Consider the following 22,401-nt stretch of genomic DNA (forward strand, 5'->3'; position numbering starts at 1 on the left):
GATGATTGCGCTGTCATTACAATTATAGGCTGCAGGTCTTCATTATAAAATGTATTGTACCGCACTTTTATAGTCTTCTCTTTACTTTTCAGATTTCCCCTTGAATTCAAATACAAAAAGGGTTATAACTAAATTGAATTATTGTTATCATTAAATACTACTTTTTTAATAACAATATAACAAAATAGTTCAATTTATATTTTTGCAAAGGGAGGTTTCCAAATGTCACTGCTGAATGAATATGTCGGAGGCGTAACCTGGGGCTTCATGGGCAAGCGCGGAACATGGGCGGCCGCATCGGCCGGGACGTCAATGGAGCTTATGAAATCGGTTACCGGAGCGAACTGGACAGCAATCGCCTTCAGCGCCCTCCAGGCTACCCCTCAATCTGTTGAAATTCCATACTGGGAGCAGCCGACCGTTACTGATGAAGAAGTGCTCCTGGCCATCCGCAAGGCCAAGTCTCTTCAGATGAAGGTCTGCCTCAAGCCGATTGTCAATTGCGCTGACGGCACCTGGCGGGCCCACATCAATTTTTTCGACAAGGATGTTCCCTGTGAGCCCAAGTGGTCCCAGTGGTTCCGCTCTTATACAGCATTTATTCTGCATTATGCTGAAATCGCCGAGGCCAGCGGCTGCGAGATGTTCTGCATCGGCTGCGAGCTGGTTCAGGCAGACCGGCGTGAAGCAGAGTGGCGGACATTAATCGCCGAAGTACGCAAGGTGTACACCGGCGTTATTACCTACAATTGTGATAAATACCAGGAGGATAATGTCGGCTGGTGGGATGCGCTTGATGTGATTTCCTCCAGCGGCTACTACCCTGAACAGGACTGGGAGGCGCAGCTTGACCGGATTGAAGCAGTAGTGAAGGCATACGGCAAGCCCTTCTTCTTCATGGAGGCCGGATGTCCCAGCCGGACCGGAAGTGCAGCAATCCCCAATGACTGGACGCTGCAGGGTTCTCCTGATGAGGAAGAGCAAAGCCGCTTCTACCGGGCCATGTTCGGTGCATGTGAACGCCGGGACTGGGTACAGGGCTTCATGCTCTGGGACTGGCCGGCACAGCTCTATCCGCTCGAAGAAGCAGCAGCTAACGACGACTACTGCATGTACGGCAAGGCTTCAGCAGCAATCATCAAGGATTATTTCACCGCCAGAATCAGCAGCCCGGCATGAGTAATCCGCTATCTCTGGAATAAGCGCGGTATCACCGCCCGCACCATAAAGGCGTCCCCGGACAGATTACTCATTCTGTTCAGGGACGCCTTTATAGTAATATGCACATCCTCCATTCAACAAATCTGGTATGTGCTTCTGCCTGTTAATGCTGCTGCGAGGCCGGCTTGTCCCCGCGCGCTTCCTTCCACCTCTCATTCAACCCGTCAAAGGATTGCTTCAGATCCGGTGCGGCAATCAGTTCCTGGATATAATCCCCCGTGGCAAAGGAAAGCTTGGCGCGGTTAGCCATATCGATAAAGGCATCTGTCTGGACCGTCGCTTCAACCAGCTTCGGCTGATAGGACAGAAATTCAGTATATTGCTCCATCGCAGACTCTGAAGTGCCGGCAGCAGGCAGAAATCCCTCCGCTGTATATGAAGTTTCGCTCAGCAGAAAGCTCACCCAGGCCATCGACAGCTCCTTGTTCTTGCTGAATTTGCTGATGCCAATGAACCAGTCGGGATTCAGCGGCGCATAATGTGCCTCTCCATTGTCATACGGAAAAGGGAAAAACCCGATATCCTCCGGTGCCGCACCGGCATCCAGAACCTGACGGATCGTCCAGTTGCCGCTTAAGTACATACCCGCTTCACCTCTCGCCAGCATCGTTTTTGAAATTTCCCAATTGTTCGAGAACAGCTCGTCCTCCACATACCCCCGGGTAATCAGCGTACGGGCTATCCCGAGCGAACGCCCCCATGGATTTTCAAGCTGCCAAGGCGCATTGTCATGAACCATATCATTCATATAATCAGGATTGCCTGTCATATAATTGACCATATTATTGCCCCACTCGCGCAGCGGCCAGACGGCACCATAGTTCATATACAGCGGTATGACGCCTGCACGCTTCAGCTTGGCACAAACGGCATAGAAATCCTCCAGGGTCCGTGGAACCTCGGTAATCCCCGCCTGCTCGAATACCCTTTTATTATAGATAATCCCGCTTGTGGTTGTGCCTGTAGACAGCCCGTACCGTTTACCGTCAAAGCTTGCAAAGGTAGTGAACCTCTCTGCGGCAGACATTTCTGCACTCAGCGGTTCAAAAAAATAGCTCAGTTCCTTCGCCGGCAAATTGACCGGCAGCAGCAGTACATCCCCGGCATCCTTGGTCGATAAACGCACCATAATATCGGTAGCATAATTGGATAAGCCTTCAAATTCGACATTCGCTTCCGGATATTTCAGTTTAAACTGGTCGGCGTAGCCTTTCATTGTACCGTTCTCTATTAAATCAATCCGGTTCGTCAGCATAAGGATCGTACCCGACAGCCCTGCCTCATTGTCTGCAGAAGGCACTGCAGGTAGCACCTGCTGCCTGCCGGGAACATCACACCCTGCTGATATCAGAACCAGAAGTAAAAGCACTGTAGAAAATGTCAGGCGCACTCTCATTTTTCCCAATTCCGATCGCTCCCTTCTGTTACTGTGATACCGGCTGTACCGCCTGGGGGAGCGGCAGCGACAGAATGACATCCGTCCCCTTCCCCGGCTCACTGAACACCTCAATGCCATAAGCCGCCCCGTAGTGCAGCTGCACCCGCTGGTGTACATTCTTCATCCCGATCCCCCCGTTGATGCTCTTCTTCGGAGGAGCTTCCCGCTTCAAATCTTGATTCAGCTTATGCAGAGTAATCTGATCCATCCCGCAGCCGTCATCCCGGATATGAAACAGCAGTTTATGCTCGGTGATCTCACACCTGATGCTGAGATGCATATGCTCTTTGCTGTCGTCCAGCCCATGATAAGCGGCATTCTCAATAATCGGCTGGAACACCAGCTTAATAATCGAATAATTATCCAGCTCCTCGGGCACATCCATCTGCAGTACAAACCGCCCGGGATACCGGCAGCCGAGCAGCTCTACATAGTTGCGGACATATATAAGCTCCTGCTTCATCGTCGTTCTGCTCAGAAGATCACTTGTACTGTAGCGCAGCAGCTTGCCAAGAATAGAGATCATATCCGCTGCCTCAACATCATCGTTAATCTCCGCAGTCATTCTGATGGACTCCAGTGTGTTATAGATGAAGTGCGGATTAATCTGGCTCTGCAGCGCATGCAGCTCCGCCGCCTTCTTCTGCTCCTCGATCTGGTAGATATCATGAATCAGCTGCCTGATCCGGGCCAGCATCCGGTTAAACTGGTGGCCGAGCAGTCCGATCTCATCGCGGCGTTTCACACGGAATTTAACATCCAGATCCCCGTTCTGCACCTTTTTCATCAATTGGATCATTTGGGTAAGCGGTTTGGTCAGCGCGAAGGATAACACGATGGAGATAATGAACGCCAGCACAATAATAATGAGAGTGGCCAACAGGGTTGCATTGCGGGTCAGCTTCACATCACGCGTTAATTCATCCACCGGAATGGATATAATCACCTTCCAGTTCGTCTTGGCCGAGCTGGAGTAAATATTCAGCCGTTCCTTGCCCGCCATTGTATCATAAAAGCTTCCGGCCGCTCCCTGAGCGCTCCGGAACAGCGGAGTCTGTGAAATGTCCGTGGCCAGCAGCTTCTGTTCACTGTCATAGATAACCATTCCGTCCTGGTCCGCAATTACCGATTTACCGCGGGTTACCTTGTCCAGCTCGGCTACCTGGGTCTCCATATTGCTGATGTTAGCCTCTACTGCGATCAGCCCGATCGGATTCCAGAGACCGTCGACGATTTTGCGGACAACGGTATAGGCATACCTTGTGCTCTGCAGATTGGTGGTGTAGGCCTGAGTGCCGAACAGAAGGGCCTCACCGCTGGAATCCTTGGCCTGCTGGCTCCAGAATTTATAGCTTTGATCCAGATCAAGCCGTACACCGCCATCCTTAGCTGAATAATAACCGTTCCCGTAAGCATCAAAGATATAAACCGAGTTGGTTCCCCGCTTGATATTATTGATAAAGGATATATTGCCTTCAATGCCCCGCTGGATGGAGAGCAGCAGATCAAAGTCTCCCGGCGGAACCGCAGCGGAGTCTGCATCCTTGCCTATATTCCTCTTCTGTTCATAGTACCGGTTGGAAGACATCAGGTTCTGCTTGATATCGTTTACATAAGCCGGCATGGAGGAGATCCTTTTCATATCTTCTATGTAGTCATCTATCCCGTCCATCATTTGATCAATCAGCTTCTCGGAATAAGCAACGGTGTTGGCTTGAATCGATTCGGAATAGCTCTTAAAGCTGATTATGCTGATCATTGAGAGCGGCAGTGTAATAATGACCAGGAATACAAGCAGCAGCTTGCGTTCCATGCCCATATCCCCTATAAAGGACCACCAGTTGTATTTGCGTTGCGGCATCATGGAGTCTTCCCCTTCATCAGCTTTACCTAACTTTCCCTATTAAAAAATAACATTATCCTAACAAAATAATTATACTTGTCAGCTCCAGGTTACTCAAGACAAAATCAAAAGACGACAAAATACCCCGGACATTTAAATTCTTATCTTTGTAAAACAACAGGCTGCTTCTCCCCGGGGAAGAAACAGCCTGTCATTCATGATCCCGTAACTATTGAGCCGGACCCGTTCCAGCCGCTATTGATTTACAAGCCTTACCTCGTCCAAATAGGCCGAAGCGCTGCCTGTACCGGTGAAGCCTTCGAACTTGATGCCGATCGCCTTAACCTGGCTCAGGTCAGCAATACCTGATAACTGCAGGGACAGCGTTGTGAAGCCCGCAGAATCCACATCTGACAGCCCGCTGTCGGCCCATGCCCAGCCTGAGCCTGTCTTAATATAGATGCGGGCCTTTGCCGTTCCGGCAGAGAGCTTAACCTTCGCGCTCAGCAGATCTACGGCACTCAGGTCAAGCGACACGTACTTGGTCAGCTCGAAGTCGCTTCCTTCCAGTGAAAAGACTGTCCCGAGCGCCTTGCCGCCCTCCGCGAACTGTTCTGCCGTAACGGCTGCCGCCGCTGCATCCGCATGGTTCGACTCTACCGCCCAGCCTTCTTCGTCCTGCTCAAATCCGTACAGCAGACCTTCCTCCGCGGCTGAGCTGTCTGAACCGGAGCCGCCGTTAGGCACTCCGCCTGTTCCATCATTGAATGCTTCAATGTCATCAAAGTACAGCGTGCCGGAGCTGCCGGCCGTGCCTTCATTCTTGTTAACATAAATGGAGAAGGTCTGAACATCCTTCAGGAACTGCCTGGTAATCACGCGTCCTGCATTAGCGGTATCCCAAGGCGCAGGCTTAAACTCGCTGAACGGAAGTGAAATCTCACCTGCTGCTGTTCCGGCCAGAGACGGATAAGCCTCAAAAGAGATGCCGCTCATCTTGATCTGGATTACCAGCTTCTGTCCGCTGCCGTCCGGCTGATACCAGAACTTCAGCTGATTCGCTTCAGACCAGTCAGCATTGTCGATATTCTTCGATTGGCCTGTATAGCCTTGGGTATCCACATTGTAATCGAATTTCAGGCCATACTGGCCGCTGTTCTTGTGCTCCGCATCCAGGGAAATCCTGCTTAGGTCTCCCCCGGGGCTATAAGCATTGTCGAGCAGCTCATTGTTGCCTTTGTAATCCTCGAAAGTATCAACGACTAGTGTATTTACATTCGGCAGCGTGTCACTGACATACACCTGAACCGCATGGCTCAGGACGCTTCCGTCCTTCGCATATGATTTAACTGTAAGCGTAGTGCCTAGTCCGGACAGAGCTGCTTCAGGCTTCCAGGCTGCTGTGTAGTAGAAACCATTACTATCCAGAGTCAGCTCATGCTCGGCGGCATCCTCTCCGGCAAGATAGACGACTCTTTCAATATCCTGATCTGTCACCCGTGCCCGGATGATCGCGGTGCCTTCGGTAAGCACAACTTCATTGTTCACCGGCGTAGCGATATGCAGAAACGCATCTTTCTGAGCCGCTTCAACTTGGAGCGAATACGCGGCATCATCCTTGATCTCGCCAAGGAAAGAGGAATAAGGATCCTCATAATATTTTACAAAGTCGGGCAGCAGGGCGTGATCGCCAAGTCCGTTCTTACCATTCTTGTACGGGACGAAGAAGTTGTCCGTACCGAAGTTGGCCCAGGTCAGCATATAAGCCATTGTGGCAGAACCCGGATCGGATTTCAGCGCATCCAGGAGCTTAGTGAAAAACTCCAAATCTTTTGTACCCTCAGGACGCAGATTGGAGTAACCGAATTCTGTTACTGCTGCAACCTTACCCTTGGCATCAGCGAGCCTTGACACAAGTTTGGCATCCTGCATCGCACCGCTGAACCAGCCTTCCGCATTGCCGTCATAGTAGTCGTCAAAACCAAGAATATCAACATACTCATCACCCGGATAGGTCTCCAGGTAAGCGGCTTCCGAATTATTGAACGAGCTGTTCGGGGAATACGCATAAAGGAAGTTGTGGACACCCTTCACATCACGCAAATATTCCACCGTGTAGCGGTACAGCTCAATATATTGATCCTTGGTCCGGTAAGGCGCGCCCCACCAGAACCAGGCCCCATTCTGCTCATGGAACGGACGGAAGATAACCGGGATCGGCTTGCCGGAATCATCCTTCAGGTTATTCGCGAAATCTGCGATCATGTCCAGGAACTGATTGTATGCCGCATGCTTGTCACCGCCGGGAAGAATCTGCGGAACCACCTTGCCCTTGGTATCGTTGAAGCTGCCGCCGGTGACGAAGTTCGGCATATGCGCACTCAAGGCCAGCACGCCGCCCTGCTCATACGCTTTCTTCATGACTCCGATCAGATTGTCGCGGTTCTGCTTAATAGCCTCCAGGCTGACACCCGGCTTTTCCTTTCCCTCCAGGCTCAGTGTATCCCATCCAAACATGCCGGGCAGGTCGCCCACTGCATTCTTGACGTCGGATTCTGTACCATCCTTGGCTGTAATTGACAGCCCTTCCGTCGTATCATGCTGATGCCCGAAGATGATCTCCTCGCCCCGGATACTCTCCAGATAAGCGAACAGCGAGCGGGTAGCTGCTGTCGCCTGAGAATCCGCCAGCTTGATTTCCGCCGCCGCAGGCGTAGGAACAGGCGTAGGGGCAGCTGTCGGTGCGGCTGTGGCCGCCGGAGTCGCTGCGGGTCCGGTTGCGGCTGGTGCAGCCGTGGCTTCCGGGCCGCCGTACACCGGAGCCGGTGAAGCCGTTGCGGAAGCTGAAGGTGAAGGTGACGGAGCGGCTGTAGTACCGCTGCTTACCGTATAGGTGCCGGCCGCCAGCGTCTTGCCGTTTAATGTAACGCCCGTTGCCTTAACGATGAGAGTGCCGATATCACCGCTGCCGGTGATCTTTGTCCCTTTTGCGGCTTCGTTAATAACCAGATTCATGATCATCCCGCCTGCGGGGACATTCAACTCAGCCGGCATATTTAGTGATACGCTGTCAATCACAGCCCCGTCTGTCAGCTCCAGCTTGGTATCACTATTGATAATAATGGAGGAAATCCGGGTGGAGCCGGAAGCAAGCAGCCGGACCAGCCCTTCCTTCCGCGAAACTTCCACCTCATTCAGCGCCGCATCCCTCAGGGTAACGGAATGTTCTCCCCCGCCGGCAATGAATGTCTTCCCTTTGACGGTTACAGTATCCAGCGCCGCTTCACCGTCCCCGATCCCTGCGGTCAAATACAGATTGCCGCCGATCACAGTATTCTTCAGTACAGTCCCGGCATGGGGAATAACTGCATTGCCGCCTACGGTTCCGCCAGTCTGTTCACCCGAGCCCGAGAAATAAGCGCTTACAATCCGGTCAATTAATGTTACCGTCTCTGCACGCGTGATGCTGCCTTTCGGCTTAAAGCTTCCGTCGCTATAACCGGTGATGGCTCCGGAAAGTGCAGACACCGCTTCTGCGGCGTAGCTGCTGATCTCAGCTGAATCCGTGAAGGTAACAGCGGCCGCCGGAGCCTGATTGCCGCTGATTGCGAAAATCCGGGCCAGCAGTGTCGACGCATCCTCCCGGGTAACAGCCGTATCAGCGAGTGCACGGTTGCCCGGGAAGCCCAGATAATATCCGGCATGCCTGGCGATAGCCAGCTGGCCGCTGTACCAGGCTGAAGCCGGAACATCAGTGAAGTTGCTGTCCGCCTGGACAGACAGGCCGAGCAGCTTATTGATGACGGTTACGAATTCTGCCCGGGTAATACTCTGATCCGGAAGGAAGCTCCCGTCCCCGTAACCGCTGATAACACCGTTTGCCGTCCATTTGGCTATGCCGGAAGCTGCCCAGTGGCCGGCGGCATCCGTAAAGGACAATTTCACCTCATGTGCCTGCTCCCCTGGCGGTGCTGCTGTCTCCGCGAGTGCCGGATTGACGGCCGACAGCAGCATAACTGCAGTCAGGGCTGAAACCATGAATTTTCGGATCTTTTTCATGTAGTCCTCCTAATTTTGAATAGAATTACGAGCGCCGCAGCCACAACATCATTTGCCTCCCAATCATTTTGTTAGCAGATTGTTATTGCAAATGTTCGTTATGTAAGCGGTTTAGTTATTATTTTAGCAGCTCATTTTTCAATCAAACAGGAGGCTGTGTTGACATTTATATAACTCAGTTTGGTTTTTACAATAAAATAACCCCACAAGGTGAGGCTTTAGCTCACTTGATATTTACGCGCAACAGAAAAAGAGATGCCTGCGAATGAGGCATCTCTATATTGATTACACGCTGAATTTCGACAGTCTCTCTTTCAGCTTGATCGAGGAATTCTCCAGGTTGCCTGAAAGCTCAACCAGATAGTCACTCACGCTCTGCTGCTCCCCGGTCAGGGATGCCACCTCCTCGGAGGCGGCGGAGGATTCTTCAGCGAAGGAGCTGACATTACCTATAGTCTGTGACAGCACCCGCTGAGACTGGTTCAATCCTTCAATGGACGAGGATACCGAATCGAGCCGGTCAATGAACTGGTTCATTTGCCCCTGCACACTCAAGAAGATATCGCTGGTGCTCTGCACATCCTGTATCTGTTCGCTGAACAGCGGCGCTACTTCGGATAAGGCATCCACCGTCTCATGCATATCACTCATGATTCTGTCCGTAATTTCGGCTACCATCGCAATCGAACGTTTGGATTGATCAGCCAGCTGGCGGATTTCATCGGCGACTACCATGAAGCCTTTACCTGCTTCTCCGGCACGGGCTGCTTCAATTGTAGCATTGAATGAGAGAATATTGGTCTGCTGGGTAATGCTCTGCATCACCTCAAGCACCTGAATGACTGAAGATGCCGTATCCTTCAGCTCATTAACCTTGACTACCAGCTTGCCTGTCATGTCGCCGGTCTCCCGGGTTCTGCCCAGCAGCTCCTGCAGCTTCACAACCCCTTCTCTGCTGGCCTGCTCTGCCTGATGGGCACTTCCGCCCATTCCCTCAGCCGCAGCAATAACAGCATCCATCCGCTCGTTAATCAGCGCGGTCATTTCGTGTCCGCGGTCTGCTTCCAGTGCCAGATTCCCGGCACCGCCGGCAATCTCTTCTGTTGCAGCGGCTATATCCTTCGCAGAGGCAGCCGTCTTGCGCGAGGCATTTCCAAGGGCATCCGCCGTCTCCAGTACTTCACGGGCAGTTTCATTGGTATGCACAACCAGCTCTGTGATGCGCTCCATCATCATATTGAAGGAGCCGGACAGCTGGCCGATTTCATCCCGCGAGACTACAGCAGTACGGACTCGCAGATCCCCTTCAGCTCCTCTAAACATCAGATCCCGCAGCCTTGACAGCGGATGTGAGACCATACGGACCATCCAGAGGCCAATGAGAACAGCTATGAGGGCAGCGGCGGCGACAGCTATGTAAGTAGTGTTAAGAATCCGCCCTGCATCCTGAAGCAGATTCTCGGCAGGCACCACACCCAGCACCCGCCAGCCTGAGCTTTGCAGCGTACCGTACACAGCCAGTATAGATTTGCCCAGCTCATCCTTCGTCGGCAGGGAGCCCGAAGTATCGCTGAGCCCGTTGAATAACGTTCCTCCGAGCCGCAGATAGGTATCTGCCTCCTGATGCTGGGAGGAGGCGATCAGCTCGTCGCCTGTAGTCAGCAGCTGGACATAGGAATCCATTCCCAGATCGACCTTACTGAGCAGGCCGTCCAGCTCAGTAGTCTTAATGTCGCACACGGCGATGTATCCGGCATCCCCGGCTTCACCTGCCATTGACTTGGCGAAATGGAATACACCCTCAGCCTCTCCCTGCTTCAGCGCCTCAGTTAACCATAAGCTTTGCGGCTTCTCCTTCAGCTGCTTGTACCAGGCTGACCCGCGGATGCCGGACAGGAAATCACTGTTCACGGCACCGGCTGATACAACAGGCAGCTCATCTTCCAGCGAAATCAAATAAACCGCTTCCACATTTGTTATCCAGGCTAACCAATGATTCAGCTCACCGCTGATGATATCCGCCTGCTCCTGGCGCTCCGTTGACCCTGCTGCGGTCAAGCTCTGCTGGGAGACTGCCTGCTGGATATCCTTGTTATAGAACAGCTGGCTCAAGTTGTCCTCGAAGCGCAGCAGGGTTACATCAAGCTTCTCTGCAGTCTGCTCAACAGTCTGCTGATTTGCTGACAGCGCATTGCTCTCAACAGTCTGCTTCGCCACAGAATAAGAGGTGTAGCCCAATGACAGTACAATTCCCATCGTCGCAATAAAAAACACAAGAAAAAGCCGCATCCCGAGCGACTTGGAGGGATGCAGCCGAGTAAGAAGGCTCTTACTTTGAACTGTTGATTTACTCAAATAATCACCGCCAGATCTACTGTATTCTTATACGGAATGCATCCGCACAAGGTCATGAACGTCTGATACGTCCGCTCAGTCAGATATGGAAGAGACTCATGACAGTATTAATAATATACTAGTATATTTATTTCTGCTGTGATTTTGTTCTATGCGGGAGGCGGTTGATGTCGAATCTGGACATAAAGTGTCACCACACCGGCTTCACTCTCTGCTCCAGGCTAGATTTTGCCTAAATCCGCATCATCCCCGACCTCTTCATGGGTGTCGATTACATAGTTGACAATTTCCTGCACAGTCGTATAGGCAACGCCTACATAGGTATCAGCTGCACCGTAGTAGATAGCGATGCGGCCGGTTCCCGCATCAGTCAATGCTGCACAAGGGAACAGCACATTGTTAACGAAGCCCCATTCTTCATACCATTCTTCCGGTGTCAGCACAAAGTTTCTGGACCGGTATTTGACTCTCGACGGCTCATCCTTATCCAGAATAACCGCCCCCATGCTGTACACGAGTCCGTTGCAGGTTCCGGTTACACCATGATAGAACATCAGCCAGCCTTCAGAGGTCTCAATCGGGGCAGGGCCGCCGCCGATCTTGGTGCTCTGCCACCAGCCCTGGCCGCCTCTGGTCATGACATGCCGGTGTTTGCCCCAGTAGACGAAGTCCGGGCTCTCGCTCAGGAAGACATCACCGAACGGTGTATGCCCGCTGTCACTGGGACGGGAGAGCATTACGAAGTTGCCGTTGATCTTCTTCGGGAACAGCACTCCATTGCGGTTGAACGGGAGGAAAGGGTTCTCCAGACTGATGAACGTTTTGAAGTCCTGTGTCCGGGCTACTCCGATGGCGGCACCATAGAAATCTGTACACCAGATAATATAGTAGGTATCCTCTACCTTGACCAGCCGGGGATCATACGCGTAACGCGGCATATAAGGCTTGCCTGACTCATCAGTGAACGGAATGGGAGCGTCTTCAATTGTCCAGTCCAGACCATCGGGGCTGTGGCCCATCCGCAGATGCGGGCGGGTTGAATTATCCTCTACCCGGAATACGCCGAGGAAGCTGCCCTCATAAGCAATTACCGCACTATTGAAAATACGGGCAACCCCTTTGGCCGGATTGCGCTTAATCACCGGGTTGTCGCTGTGTCTCCACACCGGATTCCCGCTTCCGGCAGGTCTGTCCTGCCAAGGCATGTTCGGAATGTTATTGCCGATCAGCTGAACTTCTTTCATGGATAAGTCTCCCTTCAGGTTTGGGCAGCGGAAGCTGCAGTTTTGGATGATTTCATCCATCCCGCGGAACGGACATACATCCTGGCCAATTTCACGCTTCAGGGACATTTCCACTTGAAAACATCCGTAAAAAGCGTTATAACTTAATTGTATTCTTGTTATTAATAAATAACAATATAATAATAACAAAATGCAAATAAATTATTATTTCAGTTTTTAGCCTTTATTCTTGTTCATTCCACATTACAGAAACCAATCTTTATCAATTATGTTTAGGAGTGATCCGAACTCATGACAAAATCCGCTTTGACCTGGCGCAATGAGCTGGAAACCGAGCTGAAGGACAATATCCTCAGCTTCTGGATGGAACATACCCTCGATGAGGAGCACGGCGGCTTCGTCGGCGAAATCGACAACCGGATGAACATTATTGAAGGCGCCGGAAAAAGCCTGGTGCTGAACGCACGGATTCTGTGGACCTTTGCGAGCGCTTACCGGATGTACGGCAATGCTGAATATCTGGCAATGGCTGGACGGGCCCATACCTACCTGCTGCAGCATTTTGCCGATGCGGAGCATGGAGGCTACTACTGGATGGTCGATGCCCTGGGGGCTCCTGCCGAGCGCAAGAAACAGATCTACGGCCAGGCTTTTGCCATCTACGCATTGTCTGAATATCATCATGCCACCGGACGCCAGGATGCGCTTGATCAGGCCGTGGCTCTGTTCCGCCTGGTTGAGCAGTACGGCTATGACCGCCAGTACAAAGGTTATATTGAAGCCCTCTCTGAGGAGTGGCAGATGACCGACAACCTTAGTCTCAGCAGCAAGGATATGAATGAGAAGAAATCGATGAATACCCATCTGCATGTACTCGAAGGCTATACCGGCCTGTACCGGGTGTGGAGAACAGAGGAGCTGCGGGCCCGGCTGGCTGAGCTGATTGAGGTTATGCTGCTTCATATCATCGACAAGGAAGATAAGCATTTCCATCTGTTCCTGGATGAGCAGTGGGAGGTCAAATCCGACCATATCTCCTATGGTCATGATATCGAAGGCAGCTGGCTGCTCGTTGAAGCAGCTGAAGTGCTCGGGGATGAAGAACTGCTGTACCGGGTGCGCAAGGTAGCACTGTCCATGGCCGAGGCTGCACTGGCTGAAGGCATTGATGCTGACGGCGGAATCTGGAATGAAGCGGACCATAACGGGCTGCTGGATAAGAATAAGGACTGGTGGCCGCAGGCAGAAGCGATTGTCGGCTTCTACAATGCATATCAGCTGTCCGGTGATCCGCGCTTCCGTGATGCTGCCGAAGCCGCATGGGCTTTTACCGACCGTTATATGGTTGACCACAGTCTGGGCGAATGGTTCTGGGCGGTGGATGAATCCCTCCAGCCGCTTGCGCATGCCCCCAAGGTCAGTGCCTGGAAATGCCCTTATCATAACAGCCGGGCCTGCTTTGAAATGATTGCCCGTCTGAACTCAAATTCAAAGGAGAACTTATCATGACTACATTATTCGAGGAACGCAAAGCACGGTTGACTGAACGGTATGAATCGCTGCTTGCCCGTAAAAATGAGAAAATGCCTTACGGCAACGGTACCTACGACCGTTACCAGTATCCGCTGCTCACCGCAGAGCACGCGCCGCTGATCTGGCGTTATGACTTTAGTCCGGCGACTAACCCTTACTTCGCTGAGCGGATCGGTGTCAACGGCATCTTCAATCCCGGAGCGATTGAGCTGGACGGCAAGTTCTATATTGTTGCCCGGGTCGAGGGCAACGACCGCAAGTCCTTCTTCGCTGTAGCCGAGAGCGACAGTCCGGTGGACGGCTTCCGCTTCTGGGATCATCCGGTGGTGCTGCCGGAAACGGCCGACCCGGATATTAACGTCTATGATATGCGTCTTACGAAGCATGCCGACGGCTGGATCTACGGCTTGTTCTGCACCGAGCGCAAAGACCCTGATGCGCCGCATGGTGATCTCTCCAGCGCCGTCGCCCAGTGCGGAATTACCCGCACCAAGGATCTGAAGAGCTGGGAACGGCTGGCGGATCTCAAGACAGGCTCCGCCCAGCAGCGCAATGTCGTGCTGCATCCTGAATTCGTAGACGGCAAGTATGCCTTCTATACCCGCCCGCAGGACGGCTTCATTGATGCCGGCTCCGGCGGCGGCATCGGCTGGGGATTATCGGAGACGATCGAGAACGCCGTCATTACGAGTGAATCCATCATGGATCAGCGCTATTACCATACGATCAAGGAAGTAAAGAACGGACAGGGCCCGGCACCAATTAAAACTCCGCGCGGCTGGCTGCACATCGCCCATGGCGTACGCAACACGGCTGCCGGACTGCGTTATGTGCTGTATGCCTTCCTGTCTGATCTGAATCAGCCGGATAAGGTTACCCATGCACCCGGCGGACATTTCCTCGCTCCGGACGGTGAAGAGCGTGTCGGCGATGTATCGAACGTGGTCTTCTGCAACGGTGTGATTGCCCGGGACAACGGTGAAATCTACATCTACTACGCCTCCTCCGACACCCGGATTCATGTGGCATCCACAACCGTAGACCAGATGCTTGATTATGTGCTGAATACACCGGAGGATCCGCTCCGCTCTTACGCCTGTGTCCAGCAGCGTATTGCCCTGATTGACCGGAATCTCCAGCTCTAGATCCCGAAACATATTCTTTTGATAAAAGGCAGCATCCGCAGGTGACCCTGTGAATGCTGCCTTTTATATTATAAGCATAATCAGTTGTTCTGCCCGCGCGGGACGGTTACTGATTCCCGGTGAACAATATCCGCAGCGATCAGAATCTTCTCCAGCGGCGCGGAAGGGTTCTGAATACGGTTCAGCAGCTTCTCTACCGCCGCCCGGCCCATCGCTTCCTTCGGAACATGCACCGTGGTGAGCGGCGGAATCCCCCGAATGGCATCTTCTATATTATCGAACCCGGTGACCGAAATATCACCCGGTATCGTGAGCCCTTCGGCTCTCAGCAGTTCACTGATCGTGAGGGCGATGAAATCATTCGCACAGACCAGTGCAGTCGGCAGGCTCTCCGCTCCTCTGCGCTTAACTACCCATTGCTTAAATACCCCGTCAAACGTCCCGTCTTCCATCCCCTCCAGCAGCAGCATCTCATCATCTCCGGCCGGGGGAATCATTCCGTTCTCTTCCAGAGCGCTGCGGAAGCCGATCCAGCGGTCACGGAAGCTGCGGGAGTAACGGATATTCCCGATAAAATGCAGCAGCTTATGCCCTGAACCCATCAGATGGTTGCTGAGCCGGGTCATGGAATCCGTATTATTGGCAAATACGGTGTCGCTCGGAATCAGCGGATCTTCATGATCAATCAGCACCATCGGCAGGCCGATGCGGTGTACCTCCAGCAGCAGCGATGTAGAAATCTGGCCTACTCCCACCAGGCCAAGCAGCCCGTTCGGATTCAGAATGTTCACGAAATTATCTGTCCGGTGCTCCGAGACAATAACCATGCCAAGCCCTTCCTGGTCCAGCGCCAGAGCGATACCGTCCACGATCTTCCCCCAATATAATGAATCCTGGGTTTGCGAGCGGATATTCGGCATCAGCACCAGTACAGACTGCTTGTTCCGGTCGCTGTCCGCCGGCTGCGGCGAGCGTTTAATACTTTGAACATATGCGTTCTTCTGGGTGAAATATCCGAGCTGGGAAGCGGCCTGAATCACCCGCTCCCGGGTCGTTTCATTAACACCGTCTTTACCGGACAGCGACTTTGAAACGACAAACTTGGATACGCCGAGATGATCGGCAATTTTCTGCATTGTAACCTTTTTAGCCATAAATGAGACCTCCAGCTCCTCTTCGCATCTATCTTTAGCTTTCCTAACTTTTTATAGAATCATAACATTTACCTAACAAAATAATTATACGGGCTGCTCAAGGGTTGTACAAGCATAAAGAAACCGCTTCTTTCCAGTGGAAGGAAGCGGCTGTTCCAATTCATCGTATACTAAATTATCATAATTTGTTATTGTCTCTATCCGGCTAGATCTTGAACAGCGACAGCTTGCTCTCCAGCTGCGTAGAGGCACCCTGCAGCTTGCCGGACAGGGAGACCAGCTGATCACTGACATTCTGCTGCTCATTGCTGAGTGAAGCCACCTCTTCCGAGGTAGCGGACGACTGCTGGGCCACTGCACTTACATTGCTCATGGCATCCGACAATACGCCCTGTGAATGATTCAGCGTGTCGATCGCACCGGTCACGGATTCGAGGCTGGTGATGAAGTCTTCCATCTGCCCCTTCACCGATACGAAGATATCCGTGGTGTTCTTCACGGAACCCATCTGTTCTTTGAAGAGCGGAGCCACTTCAGACAGCACGGCTACCGTCTCATTCATTTCAATCATGATTTTATCGGTAATTCCGGCAACCAGGGCAATGGACTGCTTCGACTGGTCTGCCAGCTGCCGGACTTCACCAGCCACCACCATAAAGCCGCGGCCGGCTTCACCTGCTCTTGCTGCTTCAATCGTTGCATTCAGCGACAGGATGTTGGTCTGCTGGGTAATATTCTTCATCACTTCCAGGACCTTAATAACTGAAGACACTGTATCCTTGAGATTATTGACCCGCTCAACAAGTGCGCTTGTCATCTCACCGGTGCGTCCGGTCTGCTCCAGCAGCTCTTCGAGCTGTCTCGCTCCCTCACCACTGGCTTCACCTACCCCGCGTGCAGCCTGATCCATCTCGGCATTCGCAGCAATTACACTCTGCATCTGCATTGCAATCAGGTCTGTCAGGCCGTTGCCCCGTTCTGCTTCCTGGGCCAGACTGCCTGCACCCCCGGCAATCTCTTCCGTTGCGGCAGCAATCTCCTTCGCGGATATCGCCGTCTTGCGGGAAGCATCCCCCAGTTCGTTCGCAGTTTCAAGCACTTCACGCGCAGTATCCGTTGTCTGGGCTACCAGCTCTGTAATGCGCCCCATCATCATATTGAAGGAGGCCGACAGCTGGCCGATCTCATCCTTAGAGGCATACTCCGTGCGCACACTCAGGTCACCCTTGGCACCTTCTACCATAAGGTCCTTGAGACGCGCCAGCGGTTTGGCAATCATCTGTACCATCCAGAAGCCGATCAGAATGGCAAGCAGCGCTGCCGCCCCCGCTGCGATAAAGGTTGTGAACAGAATAGGTGTAGCCGCCTCAACCAGCCGTCCGGTAGGAATAATACCGGTCAGCTTCCAGTCCGCTTTGGACATCGGATTGTAGACAGCCAGCACATCCTTGCCCGCGTTATCCTTAGCCTCCTGGCTGACACTGTTCCGCTTGCTCTCCATAATGAAATTGAACTCGGAAGCTTTGCCGTCATCCTCCGGTGTAGTCGAAGCCACTACCGTCCCGTCCGGAGCCACGAGCTGGATCCGTGAGCCTTCACCCAGCCTTACGCTCTTGAAGGCTTCCTCCAGCAGGGTATTCTTAAGCTCAAGCAAGACTACATATCCCGCATTAGAGCCCAGGTTCTTAAGAGATCTGACCATAGCGATATTCTTGCCCCCGTCACCTTCAATTGAAGTCGGGAACCAGAAATTCTGTGAGGATTTCAGCTCATCCGAATAATATGACTCGTAGGAAGAAGAGTTGTTCACCACTGTCTTGAACCATTCCTGATCCCTGATCCCGTCTATCTTAAGACCGGAGCTTCCGCTCTGAATCACCGACATCTCCGGGTCCATCGGAACCAGTGAGATCGCAACGATATTCGAGTCTGTCGTAGTCTGGCTGGACAGCTTCTTGCTGATGGCATCCGTAGCCACAAATTTATCATAACTGCTCTCCGCCGAGCCCAGCTCGGTCAGATTCGTCTGCATTTGTGTATCGAAATACAGCTGCAGCGCCAGATTCTCATACTGCTTCAAGGTAATGTCCAGCTTCTCCGAGGTCTGGATAACCGTCTGCCGGTTAGCTTCGGACACATTATCCTTAATCGTATTCTTTGCTTTGTTGTAAGACAGAAAACCAAGGAACAGTACGACAACTACTATAGAGGATAAGAATATCAGAAAAAGCTTGACGCCAACCGACTTCAGCGGATTGACCCTCTTCACCTGACGTACTGAACCGTTCAGCACACTCTTTAAAGTAAGTTTTTGAACTGCCGCCTTGCTGGTTGTCTGCAGGTTACCCGGTTGGCCTGAATCAGCCTTCTGTACATTCGCCGGCCTTTTGCTGTTCTTTCCCACTTTAATCCTTCTCTCTTTCGGTTTGTCTCGCTTGCTCTCCGGATTTGGAGCCCCCATTACAATCACCCGCCAATTAGATTAGAAGACGTATGTAAGCGTTGCCTCTGATATATATCGGTACAAAGACTCATTTTTCTTAGGTTTTTTAAGAATTTGCTTCAGAATTATTATATTTTTGTAAAATTGCATCGATTTTTCTGTCAAAAAAAAGATGCCCCTCTTTTAGAAGGACATCTCTTAAATCCGGACTACCCTGTGTTCCTATTTTCTCTTCCGCATCATATCGAAATAAGCAACAGGCTGATCCACCTTCATCCGTACACGCTGCAGCGGATGCCGGGCGACATCAAGCGGATTGCCCGCCTCATCCCACAGCTCCCCTACGGTCTGCTTGAAGAAGGTATCATCCGGACCGAAGAATTCCACTTCCTGCCCGGGCTTGAAGTTATTCCGCTGCTGAACAAGCGCCGTGCCGCTCTCCGCATCATATTCCAGCACCAGACCGGCGAAATCATACGGTGCCGCCTTCTCTTCCGGCTCATAAATATGATCCTCGTGATCAGGCGTATCATAGAAGAAGCCTGTGTTCAGCGGACGGTTGGCCGCCTTCTGCAGCTCTTCCAGCCATTCCGGCTTCAACACATAATTCTCGGGGTCGGCCATGTAGGCATCAATGGCTTTGCGGTAAGCGTTGACCACCGTTGCCACGTAATGAATGGACTTCATCCGGCCTTCGATCTTGAAGCTGTCGATCCCGGCTTCGATCAGATCCGGAATGCTCTCCAGCATGCACAGATCCTTCGAGCCCATGGAGAAGGGGTTATCCTCCGGCTGATGCAGCGGCAGTTGGGTTACGCCCGGCTGCAGCGGCTGTGGCGCTTCAGCCTGGTCTTCTTCCGAGACCCAGGTTCCTTCCGGACGGCCATCCTCGAACAGGTCATATTTCCAGCGGCAGGACTGGCAGCAGCCCCCGCGGTTGGAGTCGCGGTCTGTGAAATGATTGGACAGCACGCAGCGGCCCGAATACGAGGAACACATCGCACCGTGGATGAAGCTCTCAATTTCGATATCCACATGCTGTTTGATCTCGGCAATCTCTTCAAGGCTGGTCTCCCGGCCGAGCACCACCCGCGGCAGCCCTTCCTGCTTCCAGAAGGAGACGGCCTGCCAGTTGAGTGTGGACTGCTGGGTGCTGAGATGCACCTCGAGCCCCGGCACCAGGCGGAGCGCGGTATCGACGATTACCGGGTCAGCCACGATAATCGCGGCAATGCCGGCTTCATATAGGTTACGCAGGTATTCTTCAATCCCGGCGATATCTTCATTGTGAGCATAGATATTGGTAGCAACAAATACTTTGGCACCGTATTTCTTCGCGAATTCTACACCCTCGCGCATTTCCTCAAAGGTGAAGTTATCCGCCCCTGAGCGCAGGCCGTATTTCTGTCCTCCGATGTAGACTGCATCCGCGCCATAGTGCACGGCAAATTTCAATTTTTCCAGGTTTCCCGCCGGAGCCAGGAGCTCCGGTTTGTCCAGACGGTAACGTTTGCCGTGAAATTGCGGCTTGGTCATGGTTCCCATCCTGTTCTCCTCCTTGTTGTATTGTCTCAGCAAGTTAAAAAGCTTGAAAACTTACATTTTGGTGTTCAACGCTGCTGCGGTGAACATTTGGACTTCCGGCCGCTGTTATGTTTGGATTTCCTCAATTTACTCTGCTGGTAGCGGTTGAAATCCAAACATAAAGGCGGACGCTATCGCTCCTACAGTTCCAAATTTCCCCTCCGCTGCTGCCACCTTGATGCTAAATTGCCAAGCTATTTTAAAAATCTGAGCCAATAATTTTTTATATTAATATACCTGCTCTTTGTAGAAAAAGCCGAATGACAGCTCACGCTCAGGGTCTTGCAGCACCCGGATGGCATCCATCCAGGCCTCATCAAAGGCATATTCTGCCGGATCAGCGGCGTAGAGGTCGATGGCATGACGGTAAGCTTTTACAACAGCTATATTGTAAGCTGCCGGCTTCAGCAGGCCTTCAATCTTCAGGCTGTGCACTCCTGCCTTCAGCAGGAAATGCAGATCCTCCAGAATACAGATATCATCAGAGCTCATAATATGTGTTCCGTTCTCATCCTCGTAGACCGGAAATTTCTCGTTCGGGCGCTCGGCTTCAATCAGGAACAGCCCGCGCTCCTTGCCCAGGCTTCCGCCATCGCTTGGCCGTCCCTGATGGGACATGTAGCTGGCGACCAGCCTCCGCTTGGAGTGATAGATATTCGTCATGCCATGCACCTGCACCTGGGCTTCCACCTGCAGGTGAGGGACCATCTCCGTCAGTTCATCCATATTCAGCTCACGGGCCAGCACCACCCGCGAAGCCCCTTTGCTGCCCCAGTAGTTGGCCGTAGCATAGTTGGTTGAAGTCATCTCTGCGTTCCAGTGCAGCTTCATTCCCGGCGCTTCCGCCTTAACTGCAGCCAGCACGGCAGGATCGCCAAAGTCTGCCCCGTCTACTCCAAGAGCGCCGACGGCCTTCACATACGCCGGAAGCTCTGCCAGCATTTTATTAGAGATCAGCCCGTTCAGGCTTACATATAGTTTGGCCCCTCTGTCATGGGCAAGCTTTACAGCCGCTGCCGTATCCTCAAGCGAGAAATGTCCGGCCAGCCGCATGCCGAAGCGGTCATCCCCGATCAGCAGCGCAGTTGCACCCGCATCCAGCAGGGCAGCCGCTTCTTCCAGAGAAGCCGCTGTCGCCAGCAGCTCCGGTTTGTTATTCATTTGTGTGTCCTCCTGTATCCAAACGCATCAATACTATTGTAACTCTGTTGCTACTGATTTTGTTTGCTTTTTTCGATATTGGCTAAATGTTCCTTGTAGGTCTTCGCGAATAAATGCCCCTGGGTGCCATCCTTCTTCGTGACATAAAAGAAATATTCAGACACTTCAGGCGTCAACGCCGCTTCGATGGAAGCCAGCCCCGGGCTGCTGATCGGTCCGGGAGGAAGACCCTCGGTCTTGTACGTATTGTACGGGTTCTCCACCTGCAGATCCTTTTCGTACAGCCGTTCCTTCTGCTTGTCCAGCAAATATTGCACCGTAGCATCTATCTCCAGCTTCTGCCCTTTATCCAGCCTGTTATAGATGACTCCGGCAACCAGCGGGCGCTCTGTATCTACCACAACTTCCCGCTCCACCAGCGAGGCAACCGTCAGCAGCTCATGCAGGGACAGCCCCCGGTTCGCCAGCTTCGCCTTCCATTCAGGCAGGGTATCCAGCTTCTTCACCAGCTGCTCAAGCATGGCCTCAATGACCTCCTGCGGGGTGCTGTCCTTAGCCAGCTCATACGTTTCCGGGAAAAGATAACCTTCCAGGCGGTGCCGCAGCTCCTTATTCTCCGGAATTCCCAGTGTAGTCACAGCCTCAAGCCCTGTACCTGAATCAATAATCCCGAGGAAGGTTTCGGGCTTCTGATTCCAGGCCGCAGCAAGCCGCTCCGCCACCTGCACCGCTGTATACCCTTCCGGGATCGTGAATACTACCGTTTCTTCCTTCACCACATCCCCGGCATTCATCCGGCTGATCAGTGTATCATACGACTCACCGGGACTCACGTTATAGGTCCCTGCCTTGAAGCTCGAGCCTTCATTCACCCATTTCAGATAGCCCTTGAAAAACAGCCCGTTCCTGATAATTCCCTCTTGTTCGAGCAGGTCAGCGATTTGTGAGCTTCCCATGCCCTTCTCTATGGTAACCGTTACGGCCGGCCCTGCAGGCTCCACCGGCTGCATTCCATTCCAAATGTACCATGCTCCTCCCCCTGCAGCAGCTGCCAGGACCAGTATGATGATGAGCACAGTGCGGATTACGGCTTTCAAATAGTACGCCTCACTTTCCGACTATAAAGTATAAAATTAATTCCTCTTAAATTCAACATATTTATTTGTATTCCAAGCAAAAAGAGCGCGGAAAAATTCCGCCCTCTTCCGTGCTGATGCTATT

At 52.4% G+C, this 22,401-nt stretch carries 13 protein-coding genes; 3 read left to right on the top strand and 10 right to left on the bottom strand.

Features of this window, described 5'->3' with window-relative positions; all coding sequences use genetic code 11:
* Positions 1 to 222: 222 nt before the first annotated feature.
* Positions 223 to 1,179, top strand: a complete 957-nt coding sequence (locus LOS79_RS15690; RefSeq protein WP_315421476.1) for a glycoside hydrolase family 113 — start codon at positions 223 to 225, stop codon at positions 1,177 to 1,179.
* A 145-nt stretch (positions 1,180 to 1,324) separates the two neighbouring features.
* Here the strand turns inward: LOS79_RS15690 and LOS79_RS15695 are convergent, their stop codons facing one another.
* From LOS79_RS15695 to LOS79_RS15715, 5 genes are all read right to left on the bottom strand, one after another.
* On the bottom strand, positions 1,325 to 2,617 hold the full coding sequence (locus LOS79_RS15695; RefSeq protein ID WP_315422257.1) for an ABC transporter substrate-binding protein: 1,293 nt from the start codon (positions 2,615 to 2,617) through the stop codon (positions 1,325 to 1,327).
* Positions 2,618 to 2,645: 28 nt separating this feature from the next.
* Positions 2,646 to 4,523, bottom strand: a complete 1,878-nt coding sequence (locus LOS79_RS15700; protein WP_315421479.1) for a sensor histidine kinase — start codon at positions 4,521 to 4,523, stop codon at positions 2,646 to 2,648.
* 234 nt (positions 4,524 to 4,757) lie between these two features.
* Positions 4,758 to 8,561 carry a glycosyl hydrolase gene (locus LOS79_RS15705; RefSeq protein WP_315421482.1) on the bottom strand — a complete coding sequence of 1,268 codons (3,804 nt, stop codon included), beginning with the start codon at positions 8,559 to 8,561 and terminating at the stop codon, positions 4,758 to 4,760.
* A gap of 285 nt (positions 8,562 to 8,846) precedes the next feature.
* Entirely contained in the window at positions 8,847 to 10,817 is a 1,971-nt protein-coding gene (locus LOS79_RS15710; RefSeq protein ID WP_315421484.1) for a methyl-accepting chemotaxis protein, read from the bottom strand.
* 320 nt (positions 10,818 to 11,137) lie between these two features.
* The gene (locus LOS79_RS15715) at positions 11,138 to 12,160 is read right to left on the bottom strand and encodes a glycoside hydrolase family 130 protein (RefSeq protein ID WP_315421486.1); all 1,023 of its coding nucleotides are present in this window, start codon (positions 12,158 to 12,160) and stop codon (positions 11,138 to 11,140) included.
* A gap of 291 nt (positions 12,161 to 12,451) precedes the next feature.
* Here LOS79_RS15715 and LOS79_RS15720 point away from each other — a divergent pair, with 291 nt between their 5' ends.
* Entirely contained in the window at positions 12,452 to 13,669 is a 1,218-nt protein-coding gene (locus LOS79_RS15720; RefSeq protein ID WP_315421489.1) for an AGE family epimerase/isomerase, read from the top strand.
* Positions 13,666 to 14,838: a glycoside hydrolase family 130 protein gene (locus LOS79_RS15725; RefSeq protein ID WP_315421492.1), complete on the top strand. Its 1,173-nt coding sequence runs from the start codon at positions 13,666 to 13,668 to the stop codon at positions 14,836 to 14,838. Before LOS79_RS15720 ends, LOS79_RS15725 begins: the two co-directional genes overlap by 4 nt.
* A gap of 80 nt (positions 14,839 to 14,918) precedes the next feature.
* Here LOS79_RS15725 and LOS79_RS15730 read toward each other — a convergent pair whose 3' ends face one another.
* The 5 genes from LOS79_RS15730 to mltG all read right to left on the bottom strand — a co-directional run bounded on the left by LOS79_RS15730 (position 14,919) and on the right by mltG (position 22,277).
* Positions 14,919 to 15,992: a LacI family DNA-binding transcriptional regulator gene (locus tag LOS79_RS15730; protein WP_315421494.1), complete on the bottom strand. Its 1,074-nt coding sequence runs from the start codon at positions 15,990 to 15,992 to the stop codon at positions 14,919 to 14,921.
* Between the two features lie 205 nt (positions 15,993 to 16,197).
* A complete protein-coding gene (locus tag LOS79_RS15735; protein WP_315421497.1) occupies positions 16,198 to 18,396 on the bottom strand; it encodes a methyl-accepting chemotaxis protein in 2,199 nt (732 codons plus the stop codon).
* Positions 18,397 to 18,657: 261 nt separating this feature from the next.
* The gene (locus tag LOS79_RS15740) at positions 18,658 to 19,980 is read right to left on the bottom strand and encodes a peptidase U32 family protein (RefSeq protein WP_315421500.1); all 1,323 of its coding nucleotides are present in this window, start codon (positions 19,978 to 19,980) and stop codon (positions 18,658 to 18,660) included.
* Between the two features lie 267 nt (positions 19,981 to 20,247).
* On the bottom strand, positions 20,248 to 21,180 hold the full coding sequence (locus LOS79_RS15745; protein ID WP_315421502.1) for a peptidase U32 family protein: 933 nt from the start codon (positions 21,178 to 21,180) through the stop codon (positions 20,248 to 20,250).
* 50 nt (positions 21,181 to 21,230) lie between these two features.
* On the bottom strand, positions 21,231 to 22,277 hold the full coding sequence (mltG, locus tag LOS79_RS15750; RefSeq protein WP_315421506.1) for an endolytic transglycosylase MltG: 1,047 nt from the start codon (positions 22,275 to 22,277) through the stop codon (positions 21,231 to 21,233).
* Positions 22,278 to 22,401 lie beyond the last annotated feature (124 nt).

This window comes from Paenibacillus sp. MMS20-IR301 (genome assembly GCF_032302195.1).
In the GTDB taxonomy this organism is placed as follows: domain Bacteria; phylum Bacillota; class Bacilli; order Paenibacillales; family Paenibacillaceae; genus Paenibacillus_AQ.

What these genes read in the sequence shown, in the direction of transcription:
- LOS79_RS15690 (WP_315421476.1), top strand. Translation starts at nt 223, where the DNA reads ATGTCACTGCTGAATGAATATGTCGGAGGCGTAACCTGGGGCTTCATG.
- LOS79_RS15695 (WP_315422257.1), bottom strand. Translation starts at nt 2,617, where the DNA reads ATGAGAGTGCGCCTGACATTTTCTACAGTGCTTTTACTTCTGGTTCTG.
- LOS79_RS15700 (WP_315421479.1), bottom strand. Translation starts at nt 4,523, where the DNA reads ATGATGCCGCAACGCAAATACAACTGGTGGTCCTTTATAGGGGATATG.
- LOS79_RS15705 (WP_315421482.1), bottom strand. Translation starts at nt 8,561, where the DNA reads ATGAAAAAGATCCGAAAATTCATGGTTTCAGCCCTGACTGCAGTTATG.
- LOS79_RS15710 (WP_315421484.1), bottom strand. Translation starts at nt 10,817, where the DNA reads ATGGGAATTGTACTGTCATTGGGCTACACCTCTTATTCTGTGGCGAAG.
- LOS79_RS15715 (WP_315421486.1), bottom strand. Translation starts at nt 12,160, where the DNA reads ATGAAAGAAGTTCAGCTGATCGGCAATAACATTCCGAACATGCCTTGG.
- LOS79_RS15720 (WP_315421489.1), top strand. Translation starts at nt 12,452, where the DNA reads ATGACAAAATCCGCTTTGACCTGGCGCAATGAGCTGGAAACCGAGCTG.
- LOS79_RS15725 (WP_315421492.1), top strand. Translation starts at nt 13,666, where the DNA reads ATGACTACATTATTCGAGGAACGCAAAGCACGGTTGACTGAACGGTAT.
- LOS79_RS15730 (WP_315421494.1), bottom strand. Translation starts at nt 15,992, where the DNA reads ATGGCTAAAAAGGTTACAATGCAGAAAATTGCCGATCATCTCGGCGTA.
- LOS79_RS15740 (WP_315421500.1), bottom strand. Translation starts at nt 19,980, where the DNA reads ATGGGAACCATGACCAAGCCGCAATTTCACGGCAAACGTTACCGTCTG.
- LOS79_RS15745 (WP_315421502.1), bottom strand. Translation starts at nt 21,180, where the DNA reads ATGAATAACAAACCGGAGCTGCTGGCGACAGCGGCTTCTCTGGAAGAA.